29 protein-coding genes are annotated in these 23,713 nt (G+C 45.8%); 13 read left to right on the top strand and 16 right to left on the bottom strand.

Annotated features, from left to right (window positions below):
* Positions 1–7: 7 nt before the first annotated feature.
* Together QUB61_RS02490 and QUB61_RS02485 are read right to left on the bottom strand one after the other, a co-directional pair.
* On the bottom strand, positions 8–436 hold the full coding sequence (locus QUB61_RS02490) for a type II toxin-antitoxin system VapC family toxin (RefSeq protein ID WP_333123091.1): 429 nt from the start codon (positions 434–436) through the stop codon (positions 8–10).
* A gap of 12 nt (positions 437–448) precedes the next feature.
* Positions 449–949, bottom strand: a complete 501-nt coding sequence (locus tag QUB61_RS02485) for a hypothetical protein (RefSeq protein ID WP_333123093.1) — start codon at positions 947–949, stop codon at positions 449–451.
* Between the two features lie 22 nt (positions 950–971).
* On the opposite strand from QUB61_RS02485, the gene QUB61_RS02480 reads away from it, so the two are divergent.
* A complete protein-coding gene (locus QUB61_RS02480; protein WP_333123095.1) occupies positions 972–2,045 on the top strand; it encodes an NB-ARC domain-containing protein in 1,074 nt (357 codons plus the stop codon).
* Between the two features lie 292 nt (positions 2,046–2,337).
* Here QUB61_RS02480 and QUB61_RS02475 read toward each other — a convergent pair whose 3' ends face one another.
* Entirely contained in the window at positions 2,338–2,472 is a 135-nt protein-coding gene (locus QUB61_RS02475) for a hypothetical protein (protein WP_333123097.1), read from the bottom strand.
* Between the two features lie 453 nt (positions 2,473–2,925).
* On the opposite strand from QUB61_RS02475, the gene QUB61_RS02470 reads away from it, so the two are divergent.
* The 5 genes from QUB61_RS02470 (at position 2,926) to gmk (ending at position 9,301) form a co-directional block, all read left to right on the top strand.
* A complete protein-coding gene (locus QUB61_RS02470; RefSeq protein ID WP_333123099.1) occupies positions 2,926–3,762 on the top strand; it encodes a hypothetical protein in 837 nt (278 codons plus the stop codon).
* Positions 3,763–4,019: 257 nt separating this feature from the next.
* On the top strand, positions 4,020–5,213 hold the full coding sequence (locus tag QUB61_RS02465; RefSeq protein WP_333123102.1) for a transposase: 1,194 nt from the start codon (positions 4,020–4,022) through the stop codon (positions 5,211–5,213).
* Between the two features lie 97 nt (positions 5,214–5,310).
* Positions 5,311–7,413, top strand: a complete 2,103-nt coding sequence (locus QUB61_RS02460; protein ID WP_333123105.1) for a M3 family metallopeptidase — start codon at positions 5,311–5,313, stop codon at positions 7,411–7,413.
* Positions 7,414–8,386: 973 nt separating this feature from the next.
* On the top strand, positions 8,387–8,653 hold the full coding sequence (gene remA, locus QUB61_RS02455) for an extracellular matrix/biofilm regulator RemA (RefSeq protein WP_333123107.1): 267 nt from the start codon (positions 8,387–8,389) through the stop codon (positions 8,651–8,653).
* Between the two features lie 78 nt (positions 8,654–8,731).
* Complete coding sequence (gene gmk, locus QUB61_RS02450) at positions 8,732–9,301, top strand: guanylate kinase (RefSeq protein ID WP_333123109.1); 570 nt, start codon at positions 8,732–8,734, stop codon at positions 9,299–9,301.
* 24 nt (positions 9,302–9,325) lie between these two features.
* Here the strand turns inward: gmk and QUB61_RS02445 are convergent, their stop codons facing one another.
* Complete coding sequence (locus QUB61_RS02445) at positions 9,326–10,060, bottom strand: hypothetical protein (RefSeq protein ID WP_333123112.1); 735 nt, start codon at positions 10,058–10,060, stop codon at positions 9,326–9,328.
* Positions 10,061–10,295: 235 nt separating this feature from the next.
* Between QUB61_RS02445 and xseA the strand changes: the two genes are divergently transcribed.
* Together xseA and xseB are read left to right on the top strand one after the other, a co-directional pair.
* Complete coding sequence (gene xseA / locus QUB61_RS02440) at positions 10,296–11,456, top strand: exodeoxyribonuclease VII large subunit (RefSeq protein WP_333123115.1); 1,161 nt, start codon at positions 10,296–10,298, stop codon at positions 11,454–11,456.
* Between the two features lie 5 nt (positions 11,457–11,461).
* Positions 11,462–11,689: an exodeoxyribonuclease VII small subunit gene (gene xseB, locus QUB61_RS02435; protein ID WP_015176394.1), complete on the top strand. Its 228-nt coding sequence runs from the start codon at positions 11,462–11,464 to the stop codon at positions 11,687–11,689.
* 228 nt (positions 11,690–11,917) lie between these two features.
* Here the strand turns inward: xseB and QUB61_RS02430 are convergent, their stop codons facing one another.
* The 6 genes from QUB61_RS02430 to QUB61_RS02405 form a co-directional block, all read right to left on the bottom strand.
* On the bottom strand, positions 11,918–12,301 hold the full coding sequence (locus QUB61_RS02430) for a DUF5615 family PIN-like protein (protein ID WP_333123117.1): 384 nt from the start codon (positions 12,299–12,301) through the stop codon (positions 11,918–11,920).
* On the bottom strand, positions 12,298–12,558 hold the full coding sequence (locus QUB61_RS02425) for a DUF433 domain-containing protein (RefSeq protein ID WP_333123119.1): 261 nt from the start codon (positions 12,556–12,558) through the stop codon (positions 12,298–12,300). The genes QUB61_RS02430 and QUB61_RS02425 overlap by 4 nt, the downstream gene beginning before the upstream one ends.
* A gap of 227 nt (positions 12,559–12,785) precedes the next feature.
* The gene (locus QUB61_RS02420; RefSeq protein ID WP_333123122.1) at positions 12,786–12,995 is read right to left on the bottom strand and encodes a CsbD family protein; all 210 of its coding nucleotides are present in this window, start codon (positions 12,993–12,995) and stop codon (positions 12,786–12,788) included.
* 200 nt (positions 12,996–13,195) lie between these two features.
* On the bottom strand, positions 13,196–14,023 hold the full coding sequence (locus tag QUB61_RS02415) for a PHP domain-containing protein (RefSeq protein WP_333123125.1): 828 nt from the start codon (positions 14,021–14,023) through the stop codon (positions 13,196–13,198).
* Positions 14,024–14,430: 407 nt separating this feature from the next.
* Positions 14,431–14,712, bottom strand: coding sequence for a hypothetical protein (locus tag QUB61_RS02410; RefSeq protein ID WP_333123127.1), 282 nt, complete (start codon positions 14,710–14,712; stop codon positions 14,431–14,433).
* Positions 14,713–14,750: 38 nt separating this feature from the next.
* Positions 14,751–14,990 (bottom strand): hypothetical protein, encoded by a 240-nt coding sequence (locus tag QUB61_RS02405; RefSeq protein WP_333123129.1) that lies wholly within the window; start codon positions 14,988–14,990, stop codon positions 14,751–14,753.
* 182 nt (positions 14,991–15,172) lie between these two features.
* On the opposite strand from QUB61_RS02405, the gene QUB61_RS02400 reads away from it, so the two are divergent.
* Positions 15,173–15,499, top strand: coding sequence for a hypothetical protein (locus tag QUB61_RS02400; RefSeq protein WP_333123131.1), 327 nt, complete (start codon positions 15,173–15,175; stop codon positions 15,497–15,499).
* Positions 15,500–15,601: 102 nt separating this feature from the next.
* Here QUB61_RS02400 and QUB61_RS02395 read toward each other — a convergent pair whose 3' ends face one another.
* On the bottom strand, positions 15,602–16,072 hold the full coding sequence (locus QUB61_RS02395) for a hypothetical protein (RefSeq protein WP_333123133.1): 471 nt from the start codon (positions 16,070–16,072) through the stop codon (positions 15,602–15,604).
* A gap of 55 nt (positions 16,073–16,127) precedes the next feature.
* Here QUB61_RS02395 and QUB61_RS02390 point away from each other — a divergent pair, with 55 nt between their 5' ends.
* Both QUB61_RS02390 and QUB61_RS02385 read left to right on the top strand, forming a co-directional pair.
* The gene (locus QUB61_RS02390; protein WP_333123136.1) at positions 16,128–16,748 is read left to right on the top strand and encodes a histidine phosphatase family protein; all 621 of its coding nucleotides are present in this window, start codon (positions 16,128–16,130) and stop codon (positions 16,746–16,748) included.
* Positions 16,749–16,808: 60 nt separating this feature from the next.
* Positions 16,809–17,192, top strand: coding sequence for a VOC family protein (locus QUB61_RS02385; protein ID WP_333123137.1), 384 nt, complete (start codon positions 16,809–16,811; stop codon positions 17,190–17,192).
* A 177-nt stretch (positions 17,193–17,369) separates the two neighbouring features.
* On the opposite strand, the gene QUB61_RS02380 is transcribed toward QUB61_RS02385, so the two are convergent.
* Positions 17,370–17,660 (bottom strand): hypothetical protein, encoded by a 291-nt coding sequence (locus QUB61_RS02380; protein ID WP_333123140.1) that lies wholly within the window; start codon positions 17,658–17,660, stop codon positions 17,370–17,372.
* Between the two features lie 42 nt (positions 17,661–17,702).
* Positions 17,703–18,374 (bottom strand): phosphoribosyltransferase family protein, encoded by a 672-nt coding sequence (locus QUB61_RS02375; RefSeq protein WP_333123142.1) that lies wholly within the window; start codon positions 18,372–18,374, stop codon positions 17,703–17,705.
* 192 nt (positions 18,375–18,566) lie between these two features.
* Between QUB61_RS02375 and QUB61_RS02370 the strand changes: the two genes are divergently transcribed.
* A complete protein-coding gene (locus tag QUB61_RS02370; protein ID WP_333123145.1) occupies positions 18,567–19,253 on the top strand; it encodes a uracil-DNA glycosylase in 687 nt (228 codons plus the stop codon).
* Positions 19,254–19,507: 254 nt separating this feature from the next.
* Here QUB61_RS02370 and QUB61_RS02365 read toward each other — a convergent pair whose 3' ends face one another.
* From QUB61_RS02365 to tyrS, 3 genes are read right to left on the bottom strand one after another with little or no spacing between them, the layout of a single operon-like run.
* The gene (locus QUB61_RS02365; protein ID WP_333123148.1) at positions 19,508–20,104 is read right to left on the bottom strand and encodes a hypothetical protein; all 597 of its coding nucleotides are present in this window, start codon (positions 20,102–20,104) and stop codon (positions 19,508–19,510) included.
* A gap of 37 nt (positions 20,105–20,141) precedes the next feature.
* On the bottom strand, positions 20,142–20,852 hold the full coding sequence (gene pyrF, locus QUB61_RS02360; RefSeq protein ID WP_333123151.1) for an orotidine-5'-phosphate decarboxylase: 711 nt from the start codon (positions 20,850–20,852) through the stop codon (positions 20,142–20,144).
* 42 nt (positions 20,853–20,894) lie between these two features.
* The gene (gene tyrS / locus QUB61_RS02355) at positions 20,895–22,127 is read right to left on the bottom strand and encodes a tyrosine--tRNA ligase (RefSeq protein ID WP_333123154.1); all 1,233 of its coding nucleotides are present in this window, start codon (positions 22,125–22,127) and stop codon (positions 20,895–20,897) included.
* A 197-nt stretch (positions 22,128–22,324) separates the two neighbouring features.
* Between tyrS and QUB61_RS02350 the strand changes: the two genes are divergently transcribed.
* Entirely contained in the window at positions 22,325–23,599 is a 1,275-nt protein-coding gene (locus tag QUB61_RS02350) for a transposase (RefSeq protein ID WP_333123365.1), read from the top strand.
* The last annotated feature ends 114 nt before the right edge of the window (positions 23,600–23,713 follow it).

Here is a 23,713-nt window from a genome sequence, read left to right as displayed (position 1 = left end):
TTAGGAGTTAGGAATCAAGCGTCCAATCTTCGATCGAGAGTCCAGGAACTTGACAAAAGTCTCGTTGGTTGTGAGTGATAACGGTAGCACCGATGGATAAAGCAATGGCTGCAATCCGCATATCTTTTTGCAGGCGATTTTTCCGCAGGGGCGGGTGATCTTTTAACAGTTTCTTGAGACAAGTATCAGCTTCCGGTGTAAAGTCCAGTACCTCAATAGTTTGCAGAAATTTTACAGTTGTCCAAAGTTGAGAATAGAGTCCAGGTAGGTTATGCACCTCGGACGGATCGTTAATCTTGCCAACCCAGCCATTGAAGAGTTCTTGAACTGTGACAATCGTGACAGCAACCTGATGCTTGGCCGCGTTAGCAGTGACATGGGGATGATTGTAGAAAATATCTGAAACGCAATCCGTATCCAGAATATATCGAGACACAAAAAGCCACCTCTACAGGTAATAGGAAGGATCGACTTCTGACTCATCATCTGAGGTTCGTTCGGCGCGAATTGACTCCATAATTGCCACAAAATCGGGATCGTCTTTAAAGACACCTGCAAATTTCATCCAGGTTGGTTCTGAAGCCTGAATCGGCACGTTCCCTGAAATCGCTTCAATAATTTTGAGCCGTTCTAAAATGGTAGCTTTCATTTGTGCGATCGCCATTGCCACCAAATCGGAATCGTCTTTAAAGACACCTGCAAATTTCATCCAGGTTGGTTCTGAAGCCTGAATCGGCACGTTCCATGAAATCGCTTCAATATTTTTGAGCCGTTCTAAAAAGGTAGCTTTAATTTGTGCGATCGCCGCTTCTCGTGTTTCTGCTTTCACTTGACAGTCGGGAAACTCTCTGACAGATGCCACAACTTCTCCGGATGTGAGTGATTCTAGCAGCAGCGTCACATTGAGGTTGGTGAATGGATCGGGCTGGGGTAACTCTAGGTCGATCATGTTAATTTTTTAAAGATTAATTATGAGTTTACTTTTATTGTACCGCAGACATCAATTTGGTATTTGGTGCGAGGGGCGATATGACGAAAAACCTAACACAAAACAAACTAAAACTCTACATCAAGATTTAAGCGAAATGCCGGAGTTGGGCGACTTCTTCGATCGCACCCTCGAACTCCAAACCCTCACCACCTGGATTCTACAACAAAACTGCCGCCTCATCACCCTCACCGGTATCGGCGGCATCGGCAAAACAGCCCTAGCAGTACAACTCGTAAAACAAATCAAAGACGAGTTTGAGTACGCAGTTTGGTACACACTAGACGAATTCCCCACCGTAGATAAATTTCAATCTAACCTAATACAGCTTTTTTCCCAGTCAGAAAAACAAGATTCATCCCCAACAAACCCGAAACGCTTACCGCCGATCAAATATTTACAAAAGCATCGCTGTTTAATAGTCTTAGATGACATTCACAACCTTTTCTGTAGCGGCGAATTGGCAGGAAAGTATAAACCAGACTGCGAAGAATATCGCTCTTTATTCAAACAAATAGAAAAATTATCTCATCCCTGTTGCTTTCTGCTAATCGGTTGGGAACCGCCGAAAGAAGTGCCTCAACTCACCAGCGAAAATACTCCCATTCGTACTTTACAACTCACTGGTTTAGACACCGCAGCCGCCGGAGAAATTCTCAGAGATAAAGGATTAACAGAAATTGATAACTGCGAAGCACTCATTCACCGCTACCAAGGCAACCCGTTATGGTTAAAAAGCGTGGCGACTCTGATTCAAGAGTTGGGAATAGGCGCGACAGAGTTATTAATAGATGATACCATATTGTTACCCGAAGATTTAAAAGATATTTTACAGCAGCAGTACGATCGCACTTCCGAACTAGAAAAACAAGTCATGTCATTGTTGGCGACAGAAAACCAGCCAGTCAACGTCGCCAACTTGCTACAAAACGGACAAATATCATCATCAGATTTGCTAAACGCATTGCAATCTCTATCGCGGCGCTGCATGATCGAAAAACAGGAAAGTCTTTACACTTTGCCACCTGTACTGAAGCAATATATCAAAGGGTTATAACTCACATCTTGCACCATTCTCAAGAACAGGCAAGATGCCTGTGAAGCGAAGAATTAATTTCTTGTGGAACAGGCATCTTGCCTGTGAAGCGAAGAATTAATTTCTTGTGGGGTGGGCAGGAGAGCCCGCCCATAAAAGCCTTATTGAGAATGGTGCAATATCTCAGTTATAACCAAAATAGTCTTGGGCGCATAAATACCAAAGAAACCGGGTTTTTTACCTATTCTGCGGGCTGCAACGCCTCTTCTCGTAAAAAACCCGGTTTCTGGACACTATGCGTTCAGGACTAATTTTAAGAAAATTTTGCATAGAGAGCTAAAATAAAATTAACGCTTAAAAAGCCTACTCCTAGTACGAGAATGATAAAGATGCCGATACTGAAAATAGACTTTAGCCGATCGGCAATTCCGGGTTTTTCTGAGTTCATTGGTCAATTTTCGCAGTAAACTTGATTCGGGCAATTCAGAAAGAGTAAATTATACCAATGGGGGAACAAAAATGCAACTACCGACAAGCTCCAAATCCCGAGATCCATCAGTAGGTCGCATTTTTTTAATTTTTAATCTCAAATCTCAAATCTAAAATGGTATTAGGCATGGTTCGGTTGGGCACAGCAGCCGCGAAAGTCGATCGCCCGAAGCCGATCGCGCCCGCGTCCTGTAAAATAGAGGGCGCGTTGGGGCCAACCTTTTAACAGCCAGAATTAGGGGCGATCGCAGCGGACTCCCAAATACATAATAATATGTCAGTGATTCTTAACTTGCTGACTAAGGTAAAAATAGAAGAGTGCCAAGAAATAATCTAAAACATATAACTGAAAAAAGGATAGAAATCGATGCTCCACCCAGTCTCGCAACCTTACCAAAAACGAGAAAATACTATGACCCAAAGAGCCGTGCGGAAGCCAAAACCCTCTGTTGGAAACCAGTTGAGGCCAAGTTTTCCTCAAAGGCACTGGCTGGAGCTGGCAGAGTACGCCTCTCTGGCGGCCTCTGGTGTGGGTTCCCTGGCGGTGGCTGTGTCGGGTCAAGCTTTTTACGGGGTGGCTCCCCTAACTTTGGCTTTGTCGCTGAATGTTGCTAACCGGTATCGGTTCGAGCAGCAAGTGCGGGTTCATCAAAATTTGGAAATCGCCCAAGTGCAAAAGTCTGTAAATAAGGTCGAAAAAACGGCGGTGACGGTAATTGTTAAATTGCGCAAGCAGTTGTCTGGAGATATTACAGCGCTGCGCCAGCAAATGGCTGCACTGCCTAAGCCAGAAGGCTTAGAGGATTCTCTCGACATCCAGCGGCAATTGCTGAGTTTAGGAGAGTCGGTAGCTTCTTTGCAAGAAATCGTGGCGTCTGCTGTGCTCGATGTCCGCCAGCAGGTGAGCGAACAAGTGCAAGATTTATCGGTTGGCCAATCGGCGACTCTCGAAGCTGTGGAACAGGCTATAGAGAAACTGCAAAGCGCGACGAAAGGCTTGGCAGAAACTTCTCTCACCCGAGACGACTGGGAAGCAGTAAATACTCGATTTTTGGAAATCCAGAAAGTTATGGCCAATTTGCAAAGCCAACTGCAAGCTCCCGCGCACCAATCGACTGCAGATTTGTCCCTCGTCCAAGCTCAAATCCACCGTTTGGAACACGAGCAGCAAGAAGTTGTCAAACCTCACCTGAAGCGCTTAATCACGGTTGTCAAGGAGTTGCAGCACACACAAGAGACCCGTCAGTAGTTATTAGTCAGCAGTCATTAGTCATCAGTCATTAGTCATCAGTCAGCAGTCATTAGTCAGCAGTCATTAGTCATCAGTCAGAAGGAAGATTTTTCCCTCGGACACGCTCGACACTCTCCGACTCTCCGACTGTCGCCCGATCGAGTCCAAGTTTTTGGACAACTGTGTTACCGAAAACCTGGGTTTAAAGCCCCGTCCTTTCAGGGCGGCTTTTCTTTTTATAGTCACAAGTCGCCATAAAGTGTTAGGATAGCTGCATGATAACACTAGAGTACAAGTTAAAAGGTAAACAAGCGCAATATCGGGTCATCGACGACATGATCCGAACTGCTCAGTTTATCCGAAACAAGGCTCTTCGTTATTGGATGGACAATCAAAATGTTAAGCTGTCCGATCTATACAAACAGTGCGCCATATTGGCTTGTGAGTTTGAATGGGCGGGAAAACTTAACTCGATGGCGCGTCAAGCGATGGCCGAACGTGCCATTTTTGCTGTCCAACGTTTCTTCGCTAATTGCAAAGCTAAGAAACCTGGAAAGAAAGGCTACCCGCAGTTCAAAAAGAACTCGCGTTCTGTGGAGTATAAAACATCAGGTTGGAAGCTTTCTTCTGACAAAAGAAGATTGACTTTTAGCGATGGCTTCGCAGCGGGTACTTTTAAATTAGTCGGCTCTGGTGACCTACACTTCTATGCTCCTGACGAGATTAAGCGAGTCCGGGTTGTCAAAAGGGCAGATGGCTACTATGTTCAGTTTTGCGTCAACGTAAAACGGACAGAGGAAATCAGTCCAGCAGGTAAGGCTATTGGTATCGACGTTGGGTTAAACCACTTCTTAACTGATAGTAACGGAGACACCGTACCCAACCCTCGCTATTTACGTAAAAGTGAGAAGGCGCTCCGCAGATTGCAACGGAAAGTTTCTAAAAAGAATAAAGGGTCGTCTAATCGCCAGAAGGCTATCAACAAGTTAGGGAGAAAACACCTCAAAGTTAGTAGGCAACGTAAAGACTTCGCCGTAAAGACGGCGTTGTGCGTAGTGAAATCTAGCGATTTCGTAGCCTACGAAGATTTGCAGGTGAAGAACATGGTAAAAAACCGCAAGCTTGCTAAATCAATAAGCGATGCAGCTTGGAGTCAGTTTGCTCAGTGGTTGCAGTATTTAGGGAACGTGTACGGGAAAACAGTTGTTGCTGTCGCCCCTCAATACACGTCTCAAGACTGTTCGGGTTGTGGCAGCACGGTTAAAAAGTCGTTGTCAGTAAGGACTAAAATTTGTAGTTGTGGATTAGTGTTAGACCGCGACCACAATGCAGCACAGAATATTTTAGCTAAAGCTCTACGACAAACAGGAATTCAAATAAATACGGCGGGGCACGCCGGAATTAACGCTTGGGGACAGACCGACCTCTACTCGTTGGTGGTGACACCAACGGGCAAGCCGACTGGTTGAACCAAGAATCTCCGTGCGTTCACGCACCCTGAGTGTCAAAAAATGAAAAGCTAATCTGCCTAGTTCACCTGTTTTCAACCTGTTACAACAAAATTCAATGACTGCAACTGTCACTCTTGCTGATAACCCGTTACTAATCGGTCAAGGATTGCCTCCATTTGACGCGATCGAACCACAACACGTAGTCCCCGCCCTCACCCAACTGCTGACCGAACTAGAAGCCTCGCTAGCTGCCTTAGAATCGTCTGTCGAGCCGACTTGGAGCGGCTTAGTAGAACCCTTGCAGCGGCTCGGAGAGCGTTTAAATTGGAGCTGGAGCATTGTCGGACATTTGATGGGCGTGAAAAATAGCCCGGAACTGCGATCGGCCCACGAAACAGTGCAGCCGGAAGTAGTAAAATTTTGGAGCAAGCTCAGTCAAAGCAAACCGCTTTACGAAGCTTTTAAAGCGCTGCGGGCCAGCGAAAATTGGGACGGCTTAGAGTCAGCTCAACAGCGAATTGTCGAAGCCGCTCTCCGAGACGCCCAACTCTCCGGCGTGGGTTTAGAAGGCGAGCAAAAAGAGCGTTTTAATGCCATTCAATTAGAATTGGCCGAAATTACTACCCAATTTTCCAATCACGTCCTCGACGCTACCAAAGCATTCAGCCTCACCCTCACAAACAAAGACGAAGTTGACGGTTTGCCGCCGAGTTTGTTGAGTTTAGCAGCTCAAGCCGCTCGCAGCGCCGGCGAAGAAAATGCGGATGCCGAAAACGGCCCTTGGCGGATTACTTTAGACTTTCCGAGTTACGGCCCTTTCATGCAGCACAGCACCCGCCGCGACTTGCGCGAAAAGTTGTACAAAGCTTTTATCGGCAGAGCAAGTAGCGGAGAATTGAATAACTGGCCGTTGACCGATCGCATTTTAGCTTTGCGCCAGGAAAAAGCTGCTTTGCTCGGGTTTAGCAGTTATGCCGAATTGAGCTTGGCGAGCAAAATGGCTCCTGACGTTGCAGCAGTGGAAGCTTTGTTAGAAGAATTGCGCTTAGCTAGTTACAGTGCTGCTGTCAAAGATTTAGAAGATTTGAAAGCTTTTGCTGCCGAAAAAGGCGCGCCGGAAGCTGGGGATTTGAAGCACTGGGATGTAGGTTTTTGGTCGGAACGGCGGCGGGAAGAAAAGTTTGCTTTTAGTGCCGAAGAATTGCGCCCTTACTTTGCTTTGCCGCAGGTATTAGAGGGATTATTTGGATTAGTAAAGCGGCTGTTCGGCGTGACAGTAACTGCGGCGGACGGTCAAACTCCTGTCTGGCACAAAGATGTGCGCTATTTCCAAATAGATGATGAAGCAGGAAATGCGATCGCCAATTTCTATTTAGACCCCTACAGCCGCCCCGAGGAAAAGCGCGGCGGTGCTTGGATGGACGAGTGCGTGGTGCGCGCTAAATTTGTGGAAGCGTCCAAGACAACCACGCGGTTGCCGGTGGCTTATTTGGTGTGCAACCAAAGTCCTCCTGTTGACGGGAAACCGAGTTTAATGACTTTTGGGGAAGTCGAAACTTTGTTTCACGAATTCGGTCACGGTTTGCAGCATATGCTGACAACGGTAGACTATCCGGGGGCTTCGGGCATCAATAATGTTGAGTGGGATGCGGTGGAATTGCCCAGTCAATTTATGGAAAATTGGTGTTACGACCGCGCGACTTTGTTCGGGATGGCAAAGCATTACGAAACCGGGGAAACTTTGCCGGAACACTATTACCAAAAACTGCTAGCAGCGCGCCACTACATGAGCGGCACCGCCATGCTCAGGCAAGTACATTTTAGCAGCGTTGACATCGAATTGCACCACCGCTACCGATCGGGCGGCAGCGAAACTGTGGCCGATGTCCGCAACCGCATAGCTAAAACTACCACAGTTTTGCCTCCTCTGGAAGAAGACGCATTTTTGTGCGCTTTCGGACACATTTTTGCGGGCGGCTATGCGGCAGGGTATTACAGTTATAAATGGGCGGAAGTGCTCAGCGCTGATGCTTTTGCGGCTTTTGAGGAAGCGGGTTTGGAAGATGAAAGTGCGATCGCATCTACAGGCAAGCGCTTCCGAGATACAGTGTTAGGATTGGGCGGCAGTTTGCACCCGATGGAAGTGTTTAAAACTTTCCGGGGACGCGAACCGAGCACTAAAGCTTTGTTGAGACACAGCGGTTTAGTTGCGGCTTAATTAAGTGTGGAATAACTGGAGATTAATGCGGGTGAATTTATCTGCATTAATCCCGGTTTTTTGTTGAACAAGATTTACGCATATCCTGTATGTGTAGGGTGCGGTGTGCATGGAGTCTTACCGCTATCCAGCAGATTCAACGCTTATGAAGTACACCACATATCGTTCGATACCCGTAGGGACACGGCGAAAGCCTTTGTCCCTACACTTCATAAACCTGGAATACGTTATAACTCATGCGTAAAACTACTTTTTGCGTAACTTTTGCTGAATTCAAAATGTTTGTAGTCAGGACTAAAGCGATCGGATTTTTATAATAATTCCAAAAACTATTGCTAGATATAATCGTGTGACCATCTGTAGGAACTCGGCAAATTTTGATAATAGTTATAAAATTGATAATTGTAGCAACACTTTTTTTATTGATATTAATAGGACTTGCATTCCTGACTACAAACCTATTTTATTGTAGAACATCATACAAGAAACATCTATAGTTAGGCACATCCCCAATGTTTATGTGTAAAACTGGGGAGAAAGTGCGATCGCCAGCAGCTTTTAGTTTAGGTTGAAGGCTCACCAAAGCAGGATCAGTGTCAATATTGTGAGGACAAACTGCAACGCCGCGAATATTTGCTGTCATGTATCACTGATTATACTTAACTTTCCCTCCCCCAGACATTAACTTTATATTTCGCAACATTTATCGGCTTTTGTCTCGATACAGCTAATGCTTTTATTAGCGACTAAAAATCGCGGATTTTACCGAATCTTTAATATAGAGCGACAACAGCGAGTCTTTTTTTAAGTTTTGTTAAAAAGCGGGGGACTCGGCGTCAAAAGGGTAAAAAATTTAGGTACAAACTAAAAAACTTAGTTGAGATTAATTTTAGGATTGTCAGAAAAAATCTTTGTATATATGATAAAAAGTAAGGATTGATAGTGAGTCGTTAACCCATAGATTAAGATTTTCATGGATATTCAATTAATTAATATCGGTTTTGGTAACATTGTGTCTGCTAACCGAGTGATTGCCATTGTCAGTCCCGAGTCAGCGCCAATTAAGCGGATTATTACTGATGCGCGGGAGCGGGGACAACTGGTTGACGCTACTTACGGCCGCCGCACGAGAGCGGTAATTATTACAGATTCGAGTCACGTCATCCTCTCGGCGATTCAGCCGGAAACGGTTGCTAATCGTTTTGCGATCGGCAAAGACGCTCACAGTCGGGATGATTGAGGTTTGTCAGTTGCAATTTGAGCGCTTACAGTTTAGAGTAAGCGAAAACTTGAATTGTTACAGGTTTCTCTTCTAAAAATGAAATTCGGTAAATTAATTGTTCTGACGGGGCCTAGCGGTGTGGGGAAAGGCACCCTAGTTCGATCGCTCCTCAATCGCCATCCCAAATTGTATCTTTCGGTATCGGTGACAACTCGATCGCCCCGTGAGGGAGAAATTGAGGGACAGCACTACTATTTTGTCAGCCGCAGCCGCTTTGAACAAATGGTTGAGGCTGGAGAGTTGGCGGAATGGGCTGAGTTTGCGGGTAATTTTTACGGTACTCCTTATTTTGGTCTCAAGCTAGGAATTGGTGAGGGAAAATGGGTAATCCTCGAAATTGAGCTCGAAGGGGCTAGGCAAATTAGGAATAATTTTCCAGAGGCGCTGCGAATTTTTATTTTACCTCCTTCTTGGGAAGAATTGGAGCGGCGGCTGCGGAGTCGGGGTCAAGATTCCGAAAGTGCGATCGCCCGTCGCTTGCTGCGGGCTAAAGAGGAAATTGAAGCTGCGGGGGAATTTGATTTTCAGGTTGTTAATGACGATTTAGAAGTTGCTTTGAAAAAACTGGAATCAATACTTAATTTGGTTGAGGTCTCAGGTAACTAATGACTAATAACTAATGACTAATGACTAATGACTAATTACCCATTTTTCCGTCCTGGCTAAAACTTCGCTACTTTCTTTGAGAGAAACACAAACTTTAAAATTCAATTCCAGAATATTCACCGAAGGCGAAAATTTTCGTAGCGGTTCAATTTCGCGAGCAGAACAGCCCAACATTTCCATATAAGCTAGCGTCCACCCAATAGCTGCAATGTCGCTGATATTGCCAGTACCCTCGCACAGGTGACAGCTAATTTCGCCTTGGGGGCCGCACTCGGGACAAACCCAATTGCCGAGAGATGAATGCGGTTGATTTGTGCGAGCATTAGATGCAGTTTTTAAGGCTTTAATGTGGTTGTGAACTACTTGTTCAAAACTTCGATTTTGCTTGATGCGCTGGATAGATTTGTTGTGCGATCGCCCGATATCTTCTGCTGGCTGTTGAAAGGAAGCAAGAGATGCAGTTTGGTTCTCCCTTGTTACTCTCGATTCGCCTAGGTTCGCAGTTAGCTGAATACCATAGTCCTTCGACTCCGCAGTTTGAGAGTGGTTGAGTGCGCTGTCCGAGTCGGGTTCGGAAGTTGTGAAGGATGGTTCTATTCGATCGGCAAAATCTTGCATTGAGAGGTGATGTTCGATCGCCAAAGACCAAGTTCTTTTATGTCGGAGGTCGCCATATTTTCTGGCTTCTGCCTCAGTAATGCCGATCGCCGCAGCCTCTTGGCGCAGCACATTCATCGAAGTCGTTGTCTCTGATATCATGAGTTTGTTTGCAGTTAATTTACGATCGCCCGCTCGGTCTACAAATAAATTACCTTAGATATAGTACAATAGTCCGGACTATTTTTAGATCCTAGTCTGAAACCCTTGATTTTTCGTTAGGAAGTCGATAGCGCAATCCCCCTAAAACCCTTATTTTACGGTTGGCAATCACCCACTGTCCGAAATATTGATAGTAGCCTAAATCTAAAATCTAAAATCTAAAATCTAAAATTGGATGACTTCAATTCTTCCCGATACAGCTTTATCTGTTGCCGGACTAACATCATACCTGCAAGACTTGTTGGAGGGCGATCGCAACCTGCAATCAATTTGGCTGACAGGCGAGGTGTCGAACGTTTCGCACCACCCCAGCGGCTGCTTTTTCACTCTGTGCGACACCGACAAAAGCGCTGCTATTCGCTGCGTGGTGTGGAATTCTCAGCGGCAAAAATTGGTGCAAATGCCGGCAAAAGGGGAACAGTTGCTGGTTTTGGGAAGCATCCGGGTTTACAAAAATCGCGGCGAGTACCAGTTGACTGTTGTGCAATCGCTACCGGCTGGGGCAGGATTGCAGGCTTTGCGGTTGCAGCAATTGCGATCGCGCTTGGATGCTGAGGGTTTCTTCGATCCCGCCAGAAAGCGCCCGATTCCGGCACACCCGCAAATTGTGGCCGTGGTGACATCAGATACTGGGGCTGCTTGGGGAGACATTCAGCGCACTCTAGCCCAAAGATATCCGGGTTTGCGGGTGTTGCTGTCGCCGACAGGAGTGCAGGGAGAATTGGCTGCAGCTGCCATTGCTAGGGCGATCGCCCGGGTAGAATTGGACGGTAGGGCTGATGCGATCGTTTTAGCGCGCGGCGGCGGTTCTGCGGAAGATTTGGCTTGTTTTAATGATGAGAGAGTTGTCAGGGCGATCGCGAATTGTGCGATTCCAATTATTACAGGCATCGGACACGAAAGAGATGAAACTCTCGCGGATTTAGTAGCAGATAAACGAGCCCATACTCCGACTGCGGCGGCCGCTCAAGCTGTACCAATTTTAGCAGATCTTTACTTTGAACACAAGCAGCGAACGGTCAATTTAGCAAATGCTGTGCGGGCAAGATTTCAGACAGAAGAAGAGCATTTGCAACTGTTACAAAATCGATTAAAACGTTTGCCTGCGACATCCCGAACTTTGCGGCAAGCAACTGGTAAACTGGAGGTATTGCAAGAAAAGTTATCCGCACTGAATCCGGCGGCGGTTTTGCAAAGGGGTTATGCGGCGGTAATCCAAAGTGACGGTACGATCGTCCGCACTACTGACGGTTTGGAATTGGGAGAGGAATTGACTGTGAGGTTGAGTCGGGGCGTGCTGAAAGTTAAAATTGTAGAAGTATTGGATGCGGAATAAAAGTTATGATTGATTCGCAGTTGCGCCAGTCTGACTGGAATTATGAGGAAACGGTCGATCGAATTGAAGCAATTATCGATCGGGTGGAATCGGGAGAGTTGCCTCTAGAAGAGGTTTTCGAGCAGTTTGCGGTGGCTGTGGAGTGTTTGCAGGAGTGCGAAAGCTTTTTGGCGCGGGGGAAGGAACAGATGGATTTGTCGATCGAGCTTTTAGCCGCAGAACCCGATTTTTAACCGGAGATAAACTCGGATTAATATGGATGAAATAGCGCGTTTTGCCGAAAGTCCGACAGGGAATTAATTCCCTGTTTCATAGCGAAAGTCCTCGCTATGAAGAGTGTTAAACTCATGATATTAAATCCGGGTTGGCTACCCCCTTTCTTATTACCAAACGCAGAATCAACATCGACATTCTTTGCGTAGAAACCGGCTTACTTTGCATCACTCCTTTATTTGAAAATTTTAATCAGATTCATCTTCCGATATTGCTTGATACTCCAAAAGCTGTTCCCCTCGGATAATCCGCAATTTACCCGTAACTTCTGCCGCATCCAACCCGCAAATTAATATTTCTACTGCCGCTTGCAAATCTTGCGGTTTCGCTTGAGAAGGCAGACGCAGTAATACAATCCCAGAATAATCAGAAGGATTGTAGCGGAGGCGATTGCCAAACCCCCTGTCCAAAGTCACCAAACATCTACCTTCACTCCGACAGATATCAATCAACAATCCATCCGCTGTTGAACTCAAATTTTGTTCCCGTACAGTCGCAACATCGTGCCCAGCTAAACGTAACAGCGAAACAACGCGGATGCTGCCCAAATTTTCATCAAGTTTTAACTTCACTTTAAAACTACCTTTTTTTCACCCAAAGGAATTTCCACATAACAATCTCTTGCCAACTCAGCCCCATAAGCAATACAAGCCAAAATGTCTTCTCGTTCAATTCCCGGATATTCCTCAAGCAATTCTTCAAAAGTCATTCCACTAGCGAGAAAGTCAAGAATTAGAGAAACCCAGATGCGATGGCCGCGAATACAGGGTTTGCCAAAGCAGATATTCGAGTCGATTGAGATGCGAGACAGTAAATTATTTTGAGTCATGTCTTTTCAATTAGATATTTTCCATTGATTCATTGTAATTAATTTTAGGGTTGAGTTGGGTGGGGCAGGTTTACAATAGGGACTTCTCCATTGCGCTTTTGAAGAGATATCGCAGGAGTCACCCAGTTTATGCACATTGCAAAAATAAATCATATCAAACCCTATTGATAGCAAAGGATTTGATATGAAGCGAATTCTATTAGCCAGGATTTGGTATAGCGCGGTTTCTACAATTTGTCGATCGACCTTTTGGCCTTATCCGTGATATTTTTCACCGTATCTTTCACATCTTCTGCTGCGTGGCGGGCGGCAGCTTCGGCTTGTTTGGCTTTGCCTTCAACCTGGTCTTTTTTGTTGCCCGTGATGTTGCCGAAAATTTCCTGAGCTTTGCCTTCTAAATTTTTGCCGATCGCCTTTGCTCTGTCTTCTGCACTCATAATAAGCTCCGTTTGGCAAGTTGCTTTAGTAACATTGTAAAATCCACTCGCCTGCAATTGCCTTTAACTTCATATTAATTTATATTCTGCTTGACCTCGGTCTTCTCCTGATGACTTACTTCGGGCAAATCCCTCACTCAAAAAGCGAAGGATTCCTTTTTTTGACCACTGTATACGTCGGCAAAATGTGTCACAAACAACTATTTCAAACTCGCCGCAGCAATTTTAATCGGTTCCAGCAATTTTAACGGCAAATGCAGCATATTCAATTGGGTGCTATCTGCTGGTTTCCTTTCCGGATCCGGGCCGTGATAATCGCTGCCACCAGTTGCCAGCAAACCGTAATGAAGACACAAATCTTTCAACTTTTGGATTTGGCTAGAACTGTGGGTGGGATGGTATACTTCAACTCCCATTAAACCAGCATCTACTAATTCTTTTAAGACTTCCTCAACAGCGCCGCCGCGAAATAAATAAGGGTGAGCCCAAACAGGTACTGCACCGCAACTTCGCAATAAATCAATGCCTTCGGCGATCGAGAATTTCTCGTAATGCACGTAGGCCGGGCCGTCATCTCCCAGCCAGCGATCGAATGCTTCCCGCGATGATTTGGCGTGACCTGCTTTTACCAGCGCAGAGGCAATGTGAGGCCGTCCCGGTGCCATTCCTGGGGATGTTTTTGGCAGTTCGATCGCGTATCCCATTGCTGCTAATTTTTCGACCATTTCCTGCGATCGGCGAAACCTTCCTTGCAGGCGATCGTTCAAAGGAACTTGCAACTTATTTGCATCGGGATAAAAACCTAAAATGTGCAGCGATCGGCCGTTGTGAACTGTACTGAGTTCGAGCCCGGGGACTATTTCGATACCGTGCAAAGCAGCAGCGGCGAAGGCTTCATCCCAACCCGACATCGTATCGTGATCCGTGAGGGCCAAGGCGCGAACCCCCGAAGACGCGGCGGCGGCTACGAGTTCGGCAGGGGTGAGAGTGCCGTCGGAATAAGTAGTGTGACAGTGGAGTTCTAGCATTTTTTCTGGTAAGTTAAAGTCGGCGCAACCTGCAATTATTCCCCTCACTCACGCGAGATATATAGCCTTTCTCAGTAACATGAGGTACTATCTGGCATAAGGCATAGGGCATAGGGCATACCTCACCACGCTTGAGAACCGCTATATCGTCATACTATTTTAGATTTTAAATTTTAGATTTTAGATTGGGAATGAGTGATGATATCAGGGTTGGGATCTTGTCTACAATAATTGCTTTTTTTTCGTAACTGATTTCACGGCCAGCAACAAGTTTTTTGGTTATTTAAATCTGTTAGCTGTAATAAGTTGTCCCGCTTTTACTTTGTACCTTTCTGTTTATTAAAATTTTTCGTAGGGTGAGCATCCTGTCCGCCTTTTCAGTTGAATTGAAATCCAGAATACCTTAGCTATTTCTTGATTTCTCGCATTGGGTGAAGGACACCCTCTGGCAATTTGGTAGGAACCGGCGATATTTCAATACTTTGTATGTTGTGAACTGGGATAACGACCAGTTTATCTGCCAATTCGAGAATTATCGGGTCTGCCGTCAACATTTTGTGCAGGCGAGTGCCTAAAGTTGCTTGCTCTCCTACTGTTCCCTCTGGCGCAACGAACTGGAAGTGTTGCTGTTTGCCGTTGGTATAGTGGATTGTCAGCTCGATAATTCTTTCTTGGTTGGTTGCTTGCATAATTTTTTTCCCTAACAGTCGATCGGGACTTCGCAAAATTAACAATAAATCAAAACTGGCGATCGCACCACCTTTTGAAAGCTTTTGACAAAACCGGGCTGTGGGTACGAAAGTCCGGTTCCTGCTAATTTTATCACAAAAACTGTACTGAAACTCGCCAACTTACCAAGTATACAATTGGCAGTCGCGCTGTCTTCACTCCTTAATGCGCGAGAGCCTTCGCCAGCAATATTTGGTCGATCGGGCTTTCTGCTGTGCCACTTGGCAAATTGGCGCAATTCAACCTCTGCCGCGACTTAACTCAAAGCGCTCTCAAGCTATACAGCAGACACACTTGAGCGCTTTGGGGGTCAAGGTTTTTCTATTGTGGGCACTGTGGAGGTTGAGATAGTGGCATTCGGCTGTCACTGCCGTTGAGGAATTTTTTATAAATTAATAACATAACATTCAGGTACAGCTTATGAAATCCACACTTTGCTTTCCCGAAACTTCTCTCGATTCTAACGCAATTACCTTTGATAATAGTGCTATTGAATCTTGTATCCTTGCAGCTTGGATTGACTTAGTAGGAGGAGACTTTGATAGCTTGGGAGGAGATGATTGGCTTCCCTTGTGCGGCGACATTGATGACGGCGAAATTTACCGGGAATGGTTTTTTTGGCAAGACAGCGAAGTGACTCAAGAGTGGGAAGCTTACGATCCAATTACTAATTATCGAGTTGTGGCACCTAGCCGAGAAATGCTGATTTCTAAAATCGACAAAATAGAAGATGAGAGACAAGTTTAAAATCAAGGGAGAATATTCTATTTTGACTCTTTTAGGACTTATGCACAGCCTCTACTTGTAGGGTGCGCAGGGCGCACCTTACTACTGCATAGTGCGAGTGTTTCAACCTGTGGGTATTGCTTTTTGTTTTTCTCGTTCTAACTTGCGCTGCTTCAAAGCGGCAAGATTTTGTTTAATCGTGTCGAGCGCCAATCCAGTCCCCTGCTGTTGGTATAATTCGCTGGCACGGATCAAATCTGCAACAGCCTCGTCATCCGATCGCAAATTTGCCAAAGCCAAGGCGCGATTGTGGTAAGCTTCTGCCAAAGTTGAAATTAGTTCTAAAGCGCTGGTAAATTTATCTTTAGCTTTGCGGTAATTTCCCGACTGATAAGCCTCAATTCCTTGTTGGAAATAAACAGAAGCTTTGGTGCCGCTGTCGGTATCTGGAAATTCTGGGTAAGTTAAAATTGGTTCTTTAAAGAGTACAGAAATGCTGCCCTTGCCGAAGTAAGCCCAAGTCATTGTTCCCAACCCAATCCCCAGCACGAGGGCAACAATGACAGACAGAGCAATAAAATTGGTGAGTTCCATAGAGCAATATTTGTTGTATTATAATATGATAAGTTAATTTCTAAATTCTGCAACAATGGCTGCGCGGATTTACCTCAACGGTCAATGGTTTTTCGGCTCGCTAGCTTTAGTATTGTCGATCGGCTTAATTACTGCAACTGCAAGTTCTGACGCAGCAACCAAGGCGCAAACTCAAGCAGGGTGGCAATTGTTGCAGCGGGATGAGACAGGGTTGGTGGTAGCAATGCGACACGCGATCGCCCCAGGCACAGGCGATCCTGCTAACTTTAAGTTGGGTGACTGTTCCACCCAGCGCAATTTATCTGCACAGGGAAGAACCCAAGCCAAGCAAATTGCAGCCGAATTTCGCAACCGCAACATCAAAGTTGCCAAAGTTTTATCGAGTCAGTGGTGTCGGTGTTTAGAAACAGCAAAATTGATAAATTTAGGCAAAGTCGAACCGTTCCCAGCGTTGAACTCGTTCTTTAGCGACAGCAGCAAAGAAGCCAGACAAACAGCAGCCATTCGCAAATTAATTGTTGACAACCGCAACACAAAAGGCGCGATTATTATGGTAACGCATCAAGTAAATATTACCGCGATTACTGATATTGTACCGCAAAGCGGCGAAGCTGTGATTCTCAAAGGAACTCGACAAGGTAAAATCCAAATAGTCGGACGAATTGGAGGATTTTAAATAGATAGAAAGTTATAATATTACCAATTCCCCCTTACTAATCGCCCATTACCAATTTATATGAGTTTCCAATACAGCGCCGCCCTAGTGACTTTAGCAGACCTCGATCAAGAAGTTCTAGTTAAATTTTACACAAAATTTCTCGACATAGAACCAAACCCTTACATTCCGAATACTTATGCTGAATTTCAACTCCCCGGCTTAAGACTCGGCATATTCAAACCAAAAAATTTCCACAAATCGGAATTTGCCAATCGAGCAAAAACAGGCATGAGTTTGTGTTTAGAAGTCAGCGATATCGAAACTGCGATCGCCCGAATTTGGGCTTTAGGTTATCCGCCCAGCGGAGAAATTATCAAAGCTTCTCACGGTCTAGAGATCTATGCCTTCGATCCTGCCGGCAACCGCATAATTTTACATCAATCCCATAAGAATATAGGATGATGGCTAATGATTTGTGAACTCTCGATCTTTCCTTCGCGTCCTTCGCGTCTTCGCGGTTCGTTCAAAAAAACATCTAGTTCACAACCCGCTGAGGATTGCTATATAACTTATCCAATTGCTTCACCACCATCGCAATGACATTGTAAAAGCCGCCCCTACAAATCAAAACTGCCTTAACTATCTAATCAGTTCAGCAAAACTATAAAAACTGATAATTAATAACAACAAAGCTGTCAGGTGAGTTAGCTGAAATTGAGGCCGCGGGCCGAGGGATTCCCGCACCAAAATTGAAAAAGACGAACCAATTATATAACTCAAAGACAGCGTTAAATACTGCCACTGCAATGTTACACTCCACAGCCCGAGCAAAATCATCGCCAAAGTCAACATCACCAACTCAACAAAGCGAGGCGGGTTGTGCTGAGTAGACAGAATCAAAGTCTCCAACCAATATTGCCAAGGTCTCATGTTTTAGCGATCGAGCTTTTGGATTTAGCCTTCTAGCTTAACCTACGATCGCCATTCTGTTTGTTGCTGCAAACACCTTAAAGCCTCCGCCGTCTCAACCTGCGGAAATTGCCCGTAAAAGCGACTGACACTGTAAAAAGGGTGAGGAGTCTCCAGGACGATCGCCTTATCGCCCATTCCCGCCAAAAATCCCATCAAATCTGCCGGGGCGACAGGCGCGCAAATCCACAAAGCCGCCGGTTGCTGCGACTGCAAAGCCTTAGCCGCCACAGCCATCGTCATCCCCGTAGCAATGCCGTCATCTACCAAAATCGCCAAAGCCCCCGCCGCGCTGATATTTGGGCGTCCCGGAGACAAATCTGCCAGCAGAGATTGAGCATTATTTTGAGCCACGGGCAATGCTGATTTTTGCAAGCGCCAATTCTGCTGCTTTTGCTTTTCCCAGAGGACGTGACCGTCAGCAGTTGCAGCCCCGATCGCCAATTCTAAATTATCTGGGCGAGTAATTTTCTTAGCGACAACCACATCCAAAGGACAGCCCAAGCGGCGCGCAATCGGCACAGCAACGGGCAAACCCCCGCGCGGCAAGGCGTAAATAATCGGTTTCACAGCCTCCTGTGCCGTTAAATTCAACTTGCCGAGCTCGCCCAGAACTGCCTCGGCCAGTTTTTCGCCAGCATCGGCGCGATCGTCAAAAAACGGGTTAGAGAACATATTTTTGCCTGTACGAGCTCAACCAAACAATTGGAGATTGTGCGAGTGTTAATTGGAGATTGTGCGTGCAGCGTAGCTATCCCGTAGGGAATCGACAGCCGCGCATACAAGCTTCTAGCCAATCTCAAATCACCAAACCCGATCTAAACTATAAACTCTAGACTCAAAAAAATCTCCCTAATTGTAAAATTTATGTCCAGCGACTTGCAACTGAGCCTTTTTGACAACAATCAAAGTGCCACTTTCCAAACTGACTCAATACCAGCAAATGCCAAAATTCCCATTCCTCCGGGCACTTATCAAAATATGGAACAAATTGGCGAACACTGCAACCGCTGCTACCGCTGCGAATTGGGCAACAGCCGCACTCACGCCGTCATCGGGCGCGGCAATCCTCAAGCCTCAATTTTGATTGTGGGAGAAGCGCCCGGACAAAACGAAGACGAAACCGGATTGCCCTTCGTCGGGCGATCGGGCCAACTGTTAGATAAGATTTTAGAATCCGTGGGATTGAGTGCAGAAACCGACGTATTCATTGCCAACGTCATCAAATGTCGCCCTCCCAACAACCGCCCTCCGACAGCAAAAGAAATCGAAGCTTGCAAACCTTACTTGCTCGAACAAATTCGCATCTTAGACCCCAAAATTATTTTATTAACCGGTGCAACAGCCCTGAAAGGTTTGCTCAGCGACAAGCGGCCCATTAGTAAAATTAGAGGTCAATGGATTGAATGGGAAAATCGTTTGTGTATGCCAATTTTTCACCCGTCGTACTTGCTGCGAAACCCCTCCCGCGAACCGGAAACTCCGAAATGGTTTATGTGGCAAGATATGCAACTAATCAAGGCTAAACTAGACGAATTCAAAGAGCAATTCTAATCAATTTTTGTTGTTGATTTGTAGGGCTTGTTCACCAAAAATCTCAAATTCCCACCCACAATCTACAAAAACCAGCCCCACTCAACCCAAAATTCGTGAATTTTCTTACACCTGTGTTCTGAACAGGCAAGATGCCTGTTCCACACACAAAGACTAAATTTTCTTACACCTTTGTTCTGAACAGGCAAGATGCCTGTTCCACAATCACAATTATTTCTTGTGGGGTGGGCGTCTCGCCCGCCCAAAAATACAATTTAGTTACGGGAAAAATTATTTTTTGCATGACAATCGCGCAACCACAAACGAATAGCCTCAGCAATTTCGCTTTGACTATCTTGACCTAATAAAGGACGAATATCCGCCGCAGTACCAAACCGAGAAACGATTTTTGCCAACTCCCAGCGGTTCTCGGTTTTAGTTAAAAATAACCAATGATATTGCTGAATTTCGACTCGTTTTCCCCCGCGATACTGCCGTTCCAAAGTAGTAATAAAAACTTGACTAGCATTTTCAGGAATTGCCTCCCCAGAATTTAAAGGTAACGGTTCAAACTCCGGGCGACCGGCTAAAATTATTTGAGGCAGGGCGTAACCGGGCGGTGTAGAAGTTTTAGGAGAAAAGCCCGATCGCACAATTACGCGATTAGCATAACTCGGCAAATCTTGCAACAGACGATCGACCAAAGTTTCTAAATCAGCCCGACAGGGCGATCGCACTAACAAATCATACCGACTGGCATTTATACTGTTAGTATGATTTGTCACAAAATTAACTGCCCAAGTCGGAGTTGCAACCGCAGATATCAGCAGATAAACACAGATGAACGCAGATAAAATTCCCTTGGCGTTCATCGGCTTTTATCGGCGGTAAAAAACAACATTTGTATTGTTACTCCAACTCTTCACAAATACGGGTAAAAGCCGCCACTGGATCGGGCGCAGCAGTAATTGGCCGCCCAATCACCAGATAATCCGCACCAGCTTTTAAAGCGGCTTTTGGAGTCATCGAGCGTTTTTGATCGCCCCCATCAGCCCATGAAGGACGCACACCGGGACAAACTAACAGAAAATCATCCCCGCAACTCCTTCTTAACTGTTCCACTTCTTGCGGAGAACAAACAGCCCCAGCTAAACCCGTTTCCTTAGCCAACAATGCCATGTGCAAAGCATATTCTGGCAACTCCAAAGGTATTTTTAACTCAAAAGCCAACTGTCGCGAATTCAAACTCGTCAACAGGGTAATTGCAATCAACTTAGGAGTCGGTCGATCGACAGCCGCCGCCCCTTCAGTCAAAGCCAACTGTGCCGCTTTCAAAGCATCTTTACCACAAGTAGAATGGATCGTCAATAAATCCACATTGTACTTAGCAGCAGCACGACAAGCACCAGCCACAGTATTCGGGATATCGTGAAACTTCAAATCGAGAAAAATCCGCTTTTCCCGCTGTTTTAAAATTTCCAAAATCCCCGGCCCGGAACTCACAAACAGTTCCAAACCCACTTTCCAGAAAGATACTTGCGGGAGTTTGTCCAGAAGGGCGATCGCCTCTTCTTGACTCGAAACATCCAAAGCAACAATAATTCGATTATCAGCGTTCATCAGCGTTCATCTTCAGTATTCATCTGCGGTTAAAAAAGAGATTCAAGACACCAATCGCACAAACTTATTCTTCCCAACCTGCAAAACCTTACCGCATAAATCAGCAGGTGATTCAAAAGTAAGATTAACATCAGAAACCCGATCGCCCTCCAACTTCACCCCGCCGCCCTGCATCAACTTCCGCGCATCACCGCTACTTTTACAAAGCCCGCTAGCACTCAGAATATAAAACAACTTAGCCGGAAACTGGACGTTTGCCAAAGAAAACTCCGCTACAGCATCAGCTTGTCCCGCAGCACCTTTAACCAGCGCAATTGCATCTTGTTGTGCGCGATCGGCTGCTTCCTTCCCGCAATACTGACTTACCACATCGACCGCCAAAAGTTTCTGTTTTTCTCGCGGATTTTCTGGCAATTCATCAAGCGGCAAATCTGTCAATAGTTCAAAATATTGGGCGATCGAACTATCAGCAATTTTCTCCAACTTAGAATACATCGTCAGCGGGTCTTCCGACAAACCCACATAATTGCCCAAGGATTTCGACATCTTCTGTGCGCCGTCAGTCCCGATCAAAATCGGCATCAGCAAACCAAACTGCGGTTTCATCCCAAAATGCCGCTGCAAATCTCTCCCCACCGCAATATTAAACTTTTGGTCGGTTCCCCCCAATTCAACATCCGCTTCCAAAGCCACCGAATCGTAACCCTGCATTAGCGGATACAGAAACTCATGCAGATAAATTGGATTTTCCTGCTGCATCCTGTTATCAAATCCCTCTTTAGCGAGCATCTGCTGCACCGTCATCGTCCCCAGCAGTTCCAAAATCTTCGCCAAGTCCAATTTTGACAACCACTCCGAGTTATAGCGAATGGACAAACGCCCGGGTGTGTCAAAATCTAGAATCGGACGCACTTGGTCTAAATAAGTCTTGGCATTTTCCGCCACTTGTTCGGCCGTCAACTGGGTGCGCATCTCAGATTTCCCTGTCGGATCGCCAATTCTTGCGGTAAAATCTCCGATGACTAGTACCGCTGTGTGACCGGCATCCTGAAAAGCTCGCAGCTTGCGGACGCAAATGCTGTGTCCCAAGTGAATGTCACGGCCTGTCGGGTCAATTCCGAGTTTGACGCGCAACGGTCGATCGACTTTTGCCAGCAGTTGGGCTAAATTTTCGTCAGGGTTGCTAGAATCAGGTCGATCGGGAAAAATCTCGCTGACGCCGCGGTAAAGCGCTGAAAGGTTAGGAGTTATCATCGGGGAGCGATCGTCCATCATTGTTTTGCCAAAGTGCAGCAGAATTAGTTACACTCACTGGTTGACGCATAAAAACATAACTATAGCGCGAAGCCGTGAGAACCCCGGTCTTTCCAGCCGGGGATGAAACGCAGCAGCAGCTTTTAAGCTCCCAGTCACCGCTTTTAAAATAATCCTACAAGATCATGTAAAATTTTGTAGAAGGAGGTGATTGAACCCTGTTAACCCTGACTTACGAGTACAAAGCAATGCCCACAAATGAGCAGATTCGGCTAATAGAACACACCCTAGACTTGTGCCGAAAAGTGTGGAATTTTGCTCTGCGTGAGCGCTCATACTGGATTAATTCTCGCAAGTGTCCGGTGAATGCTTGTTCAATCATCTCTGAGTACATCATTCCAGCTAATGAACTCTACCCAAACTACAATGCTCAAGCCAAGTCTTTAACACTTGCCAAAGAGCAGTATCCAGAACTGAAAACTGTTAACGCCCAAGTGCTGCAACAAGTCCTGAGAAAACTTGAAACCGCATTCATTGATATGAAGCGCAAGGGAATGGGGTTTCCCCGATTCAAAAATCGGTACAAAATTCGGTCATTCGTTTACCCGCAACTGGGTAAAGCTCAATTCCTGAAGGACAATCAAATCAAGTTGCCGCAGTTGGGGTGGTTAGAGTATGTCAAGTCACGCAAGATTCCCGACGGTTTTTTAGTTAAACAAGCTCGGATTGTTCGCAAGGCTTCCGGGTATTTTGTGATATTGACACTAGAATGTGACGTGAATGTGCCCGATGTTTTACCATCGGGTTATCCCGTAGGATTGGATTTAGGTCTAGACAAGTTTGTTGCCACCTCCAATGGTGCGTTGATTGAACGTCCTCGATTCTTAGATTCGCTGCACCGCAAGCTGACATTGCTGCAACGCAGATTGAAGCAAAAGCAAAAAGGCTCCAGCAATCGGCACAAATTAAATCGGCAAATTGCACGATTGCATCAACGCATTGCCGATACTCGAAAAGACTGGCATTTCAAACTAGCACACTCGCTTTGTGAAGATGCTGGGATGATGTTTGTCGAAGATATCGACTTTCGAGTCTGGGCGAAAGGAATGCTGGGTAAACATATCTTAGATGCTGGATTCGGGCAATTTGTTTCAATCCTGCAATGGGTGTGTTGGAAGCGTGGCGTTTACTTTGACAGGGTGAACAAAGATTACACCTCGCAAGTTTGTCCCCAATGCGATACGCATAGCGGAAAAAAAGAATTAAAGGACAGAGTTCATTCCTGCCCTGAATGCGGTTACACGACTCATCGAGACGTAGCGGCCGCACAAGTGATCCGCAATCGCGGAATCTCTGCGCTGGGACGCAGCGCGGCTCAAATTGCCTGTGGAGACGGTCTGACGGGGACTGGGAACAGTCTAGTTAAGAGTCAACGAGGCAGCGAAGTTGCGGTGGAGAGGCACGGCTTCAGTCTGCCTTGTAACATCCTTTGAGAATCCATGTGCATTTATGCCGGGAAGTACGTCAACAAGCTACTATAATCCCAAAGCTGACCGGCTTTCATTAGCTGACAGTATCTAGGGTTCGCATCTAAAATTAAAAGTCTT

This window comes from Microcoleus sp. C2D2, from assembly GCF_036702495.1.
In the GTDB taxonomy this organism is placed as follows: Bacteria; Cyanobacteriota; Cyanobacteriia; order Cyanobacteriales; family Microcoleaceae; genus Microcoleus.
The sequence above is the reverse complement of the archived record's forward strand: the minus strand, read 5'-3'. Positions and strand labels throughout refer to the sequence as shown.

Coding starts and splice junctions, on each gene's coding strand:
- QUB61_RS02485 (WP_333123093.1), bottom strand. CDS start 949: ATGATCGACCTAGAGTTACCCCAGCCCGATCCATTCACCAACCTCAAT.
- QUB61_RS02480 (WP_333123095.1), top strand. CDS start 972: ATGAGTTTACTTTTATTGTACCGCAGACATCAATTTGGTATTTGGTGC.
- QUB61_RS02475 (WP_333123097.1), bottom strand. CDS start 2,472: ATGAACTCAGAAAAACCCGGAATTGCCGATCGGCTAAAGTCTATTTTC.
- QUB61_RS02470 (WP_333123099.1), top strand. CDS start 2,926: ATGACCCAAAGAGCCGTGCGGAAGCCAAAACCCTCTGTTGGAAACCAG.
- QUB61_RS02465 (WP_333123102.1), top strand. CDS start 4,020: ATGATAACACTAGAGTACAAGTTAAAAGGTAAACAAGCGCAATATCGG.
- QUB61_RS02460 (WP_333123105.1), top strand. CDS start 5,311: ATGACTGCAACTGTCACTCTTGCTGATAACCCGTTACTAATCGGTCAA.
- remA (WP_333123107.1), top strand. CDS start 8,387: ATGGATATTCAATTAATTAATATCGGTTTTGGTAACATTGTGTCTGCT.
- gmk (WP_333123109.1), top strand. CDS start 8,732: ATGAAATTCGGTAAATTAATTGTTCTGACGGGGCCTAGCGGTGTGGGG.
- QUB61_RS02445 (WP_333123112.1), bottom strand. CDS start 10,060: ATGATATCAGAGACAACGACTTCGATGAATGTGCTGCGCCAAGAGGCT.
- xseA (WP_333123115.1), top strand. CDS start 10,296: ATGACTTCAATTCTTCCCGATACAGCTTTATCTGTTGCCGGACTAACA.
- xseB (WP_015176394.1), top strand. CDS start 11,462: ATGATTGATTCGCAGTTGCGCCAGTCTGACTGGAATTATGAGGAAACG.
- QUB61_RS02425 (WP_333123119.1), bottom strand. CDS start 12,558: ATGACTCAAAATAATTTACTGTCTCGCATCTCAATCGACTCGAATATC.
- QUB61_RS02420 (WP_333123122.1), bottom strand. CDS start 12,995: ATGAGTGCAGAAGACAGAGCAAAGGCGATCGGCAAAAATTTAGAAGGC.
- QUB61_RS02415 (WP_333123125.1), bottom strand. CDS start 14,023: ATGCTAGAACTCCACTGTCACACTACTTATTCCGACGGCACTCTCACC.
- QUB61_RS02410 (WP_333123127.1), bottom strand. CDS start 14,712: ATGCAAGCAACCAACCAAGAAAGAATTATCGAGCTGACAATCCACTAT.
- QUB61_RS02400 (WP_333123131.1), top strand. CDS start 15,173: ATGAAATCCACACTTTGCTTTCCCGAAACTTCTCTCGATTCTAACGCA.
- QUB61_RS02395 (WP_333123133.1), bottom strand. CDS start 16,072: ATGGAACTCACCAATTTTATTGCTCTGTCTGTCATTGTTGCCCTCGTG.
- QUB61_RS02390 (WP_333123136.1), top strand. CDS start 16,128: ATGGCTGCGCGGATTTACCTCAACGGTCAATGGTTTTTCGGCTCGCTA.
- QUB61_RS02385 (WP_333123137.1), top strand. CDS start 16,809: ATGAGTTTCCAATACAGCGCCGCCCTAGTGACTTTAGCAGACCTCGAT.
- QUB61_RS02380 (WP_333123140.1), bottom strand. CDS start 17,660: ATGAGACCTTGGCAATATTGGTTGGAGACTTTGATTCTGTCTACTCAG.
- QUB61_RS02375 (WP_333123142.1), bottom strand. CDS start 18,374: ATGTTCTCTAACCCGTTTTTTGACGATCGCGCCGATGCTGGCGAAAAA.
- QUB61_RS02370 (WP_333123145.1), top strand. CDS start 18,567: ATGTCCAGCGACTTGCAACTGAGCCTTTTTGACAACAATCAAAGTGCC.
- QUB61_RS02365 (WP_333123148.1), bottom strand. CDS start 20,104: ATGAACGCCAAGGGAATTTTATCTGCGTTCATCTGTGTTTATCTGCTG.
- pyrF (WP_333123151.1), bottom strand. CDS start 20,852: ATGAACGCTGATAATCGAATTATTGTTGCTTTGGATGTTTCGAGTCAA.
- tyrS (WP_333123154.1), bottom strand. CDS start 22,127: ATGATGGACGATCGCTCCCCGATGATAACTCCTAACCTTTCAGCGCTT.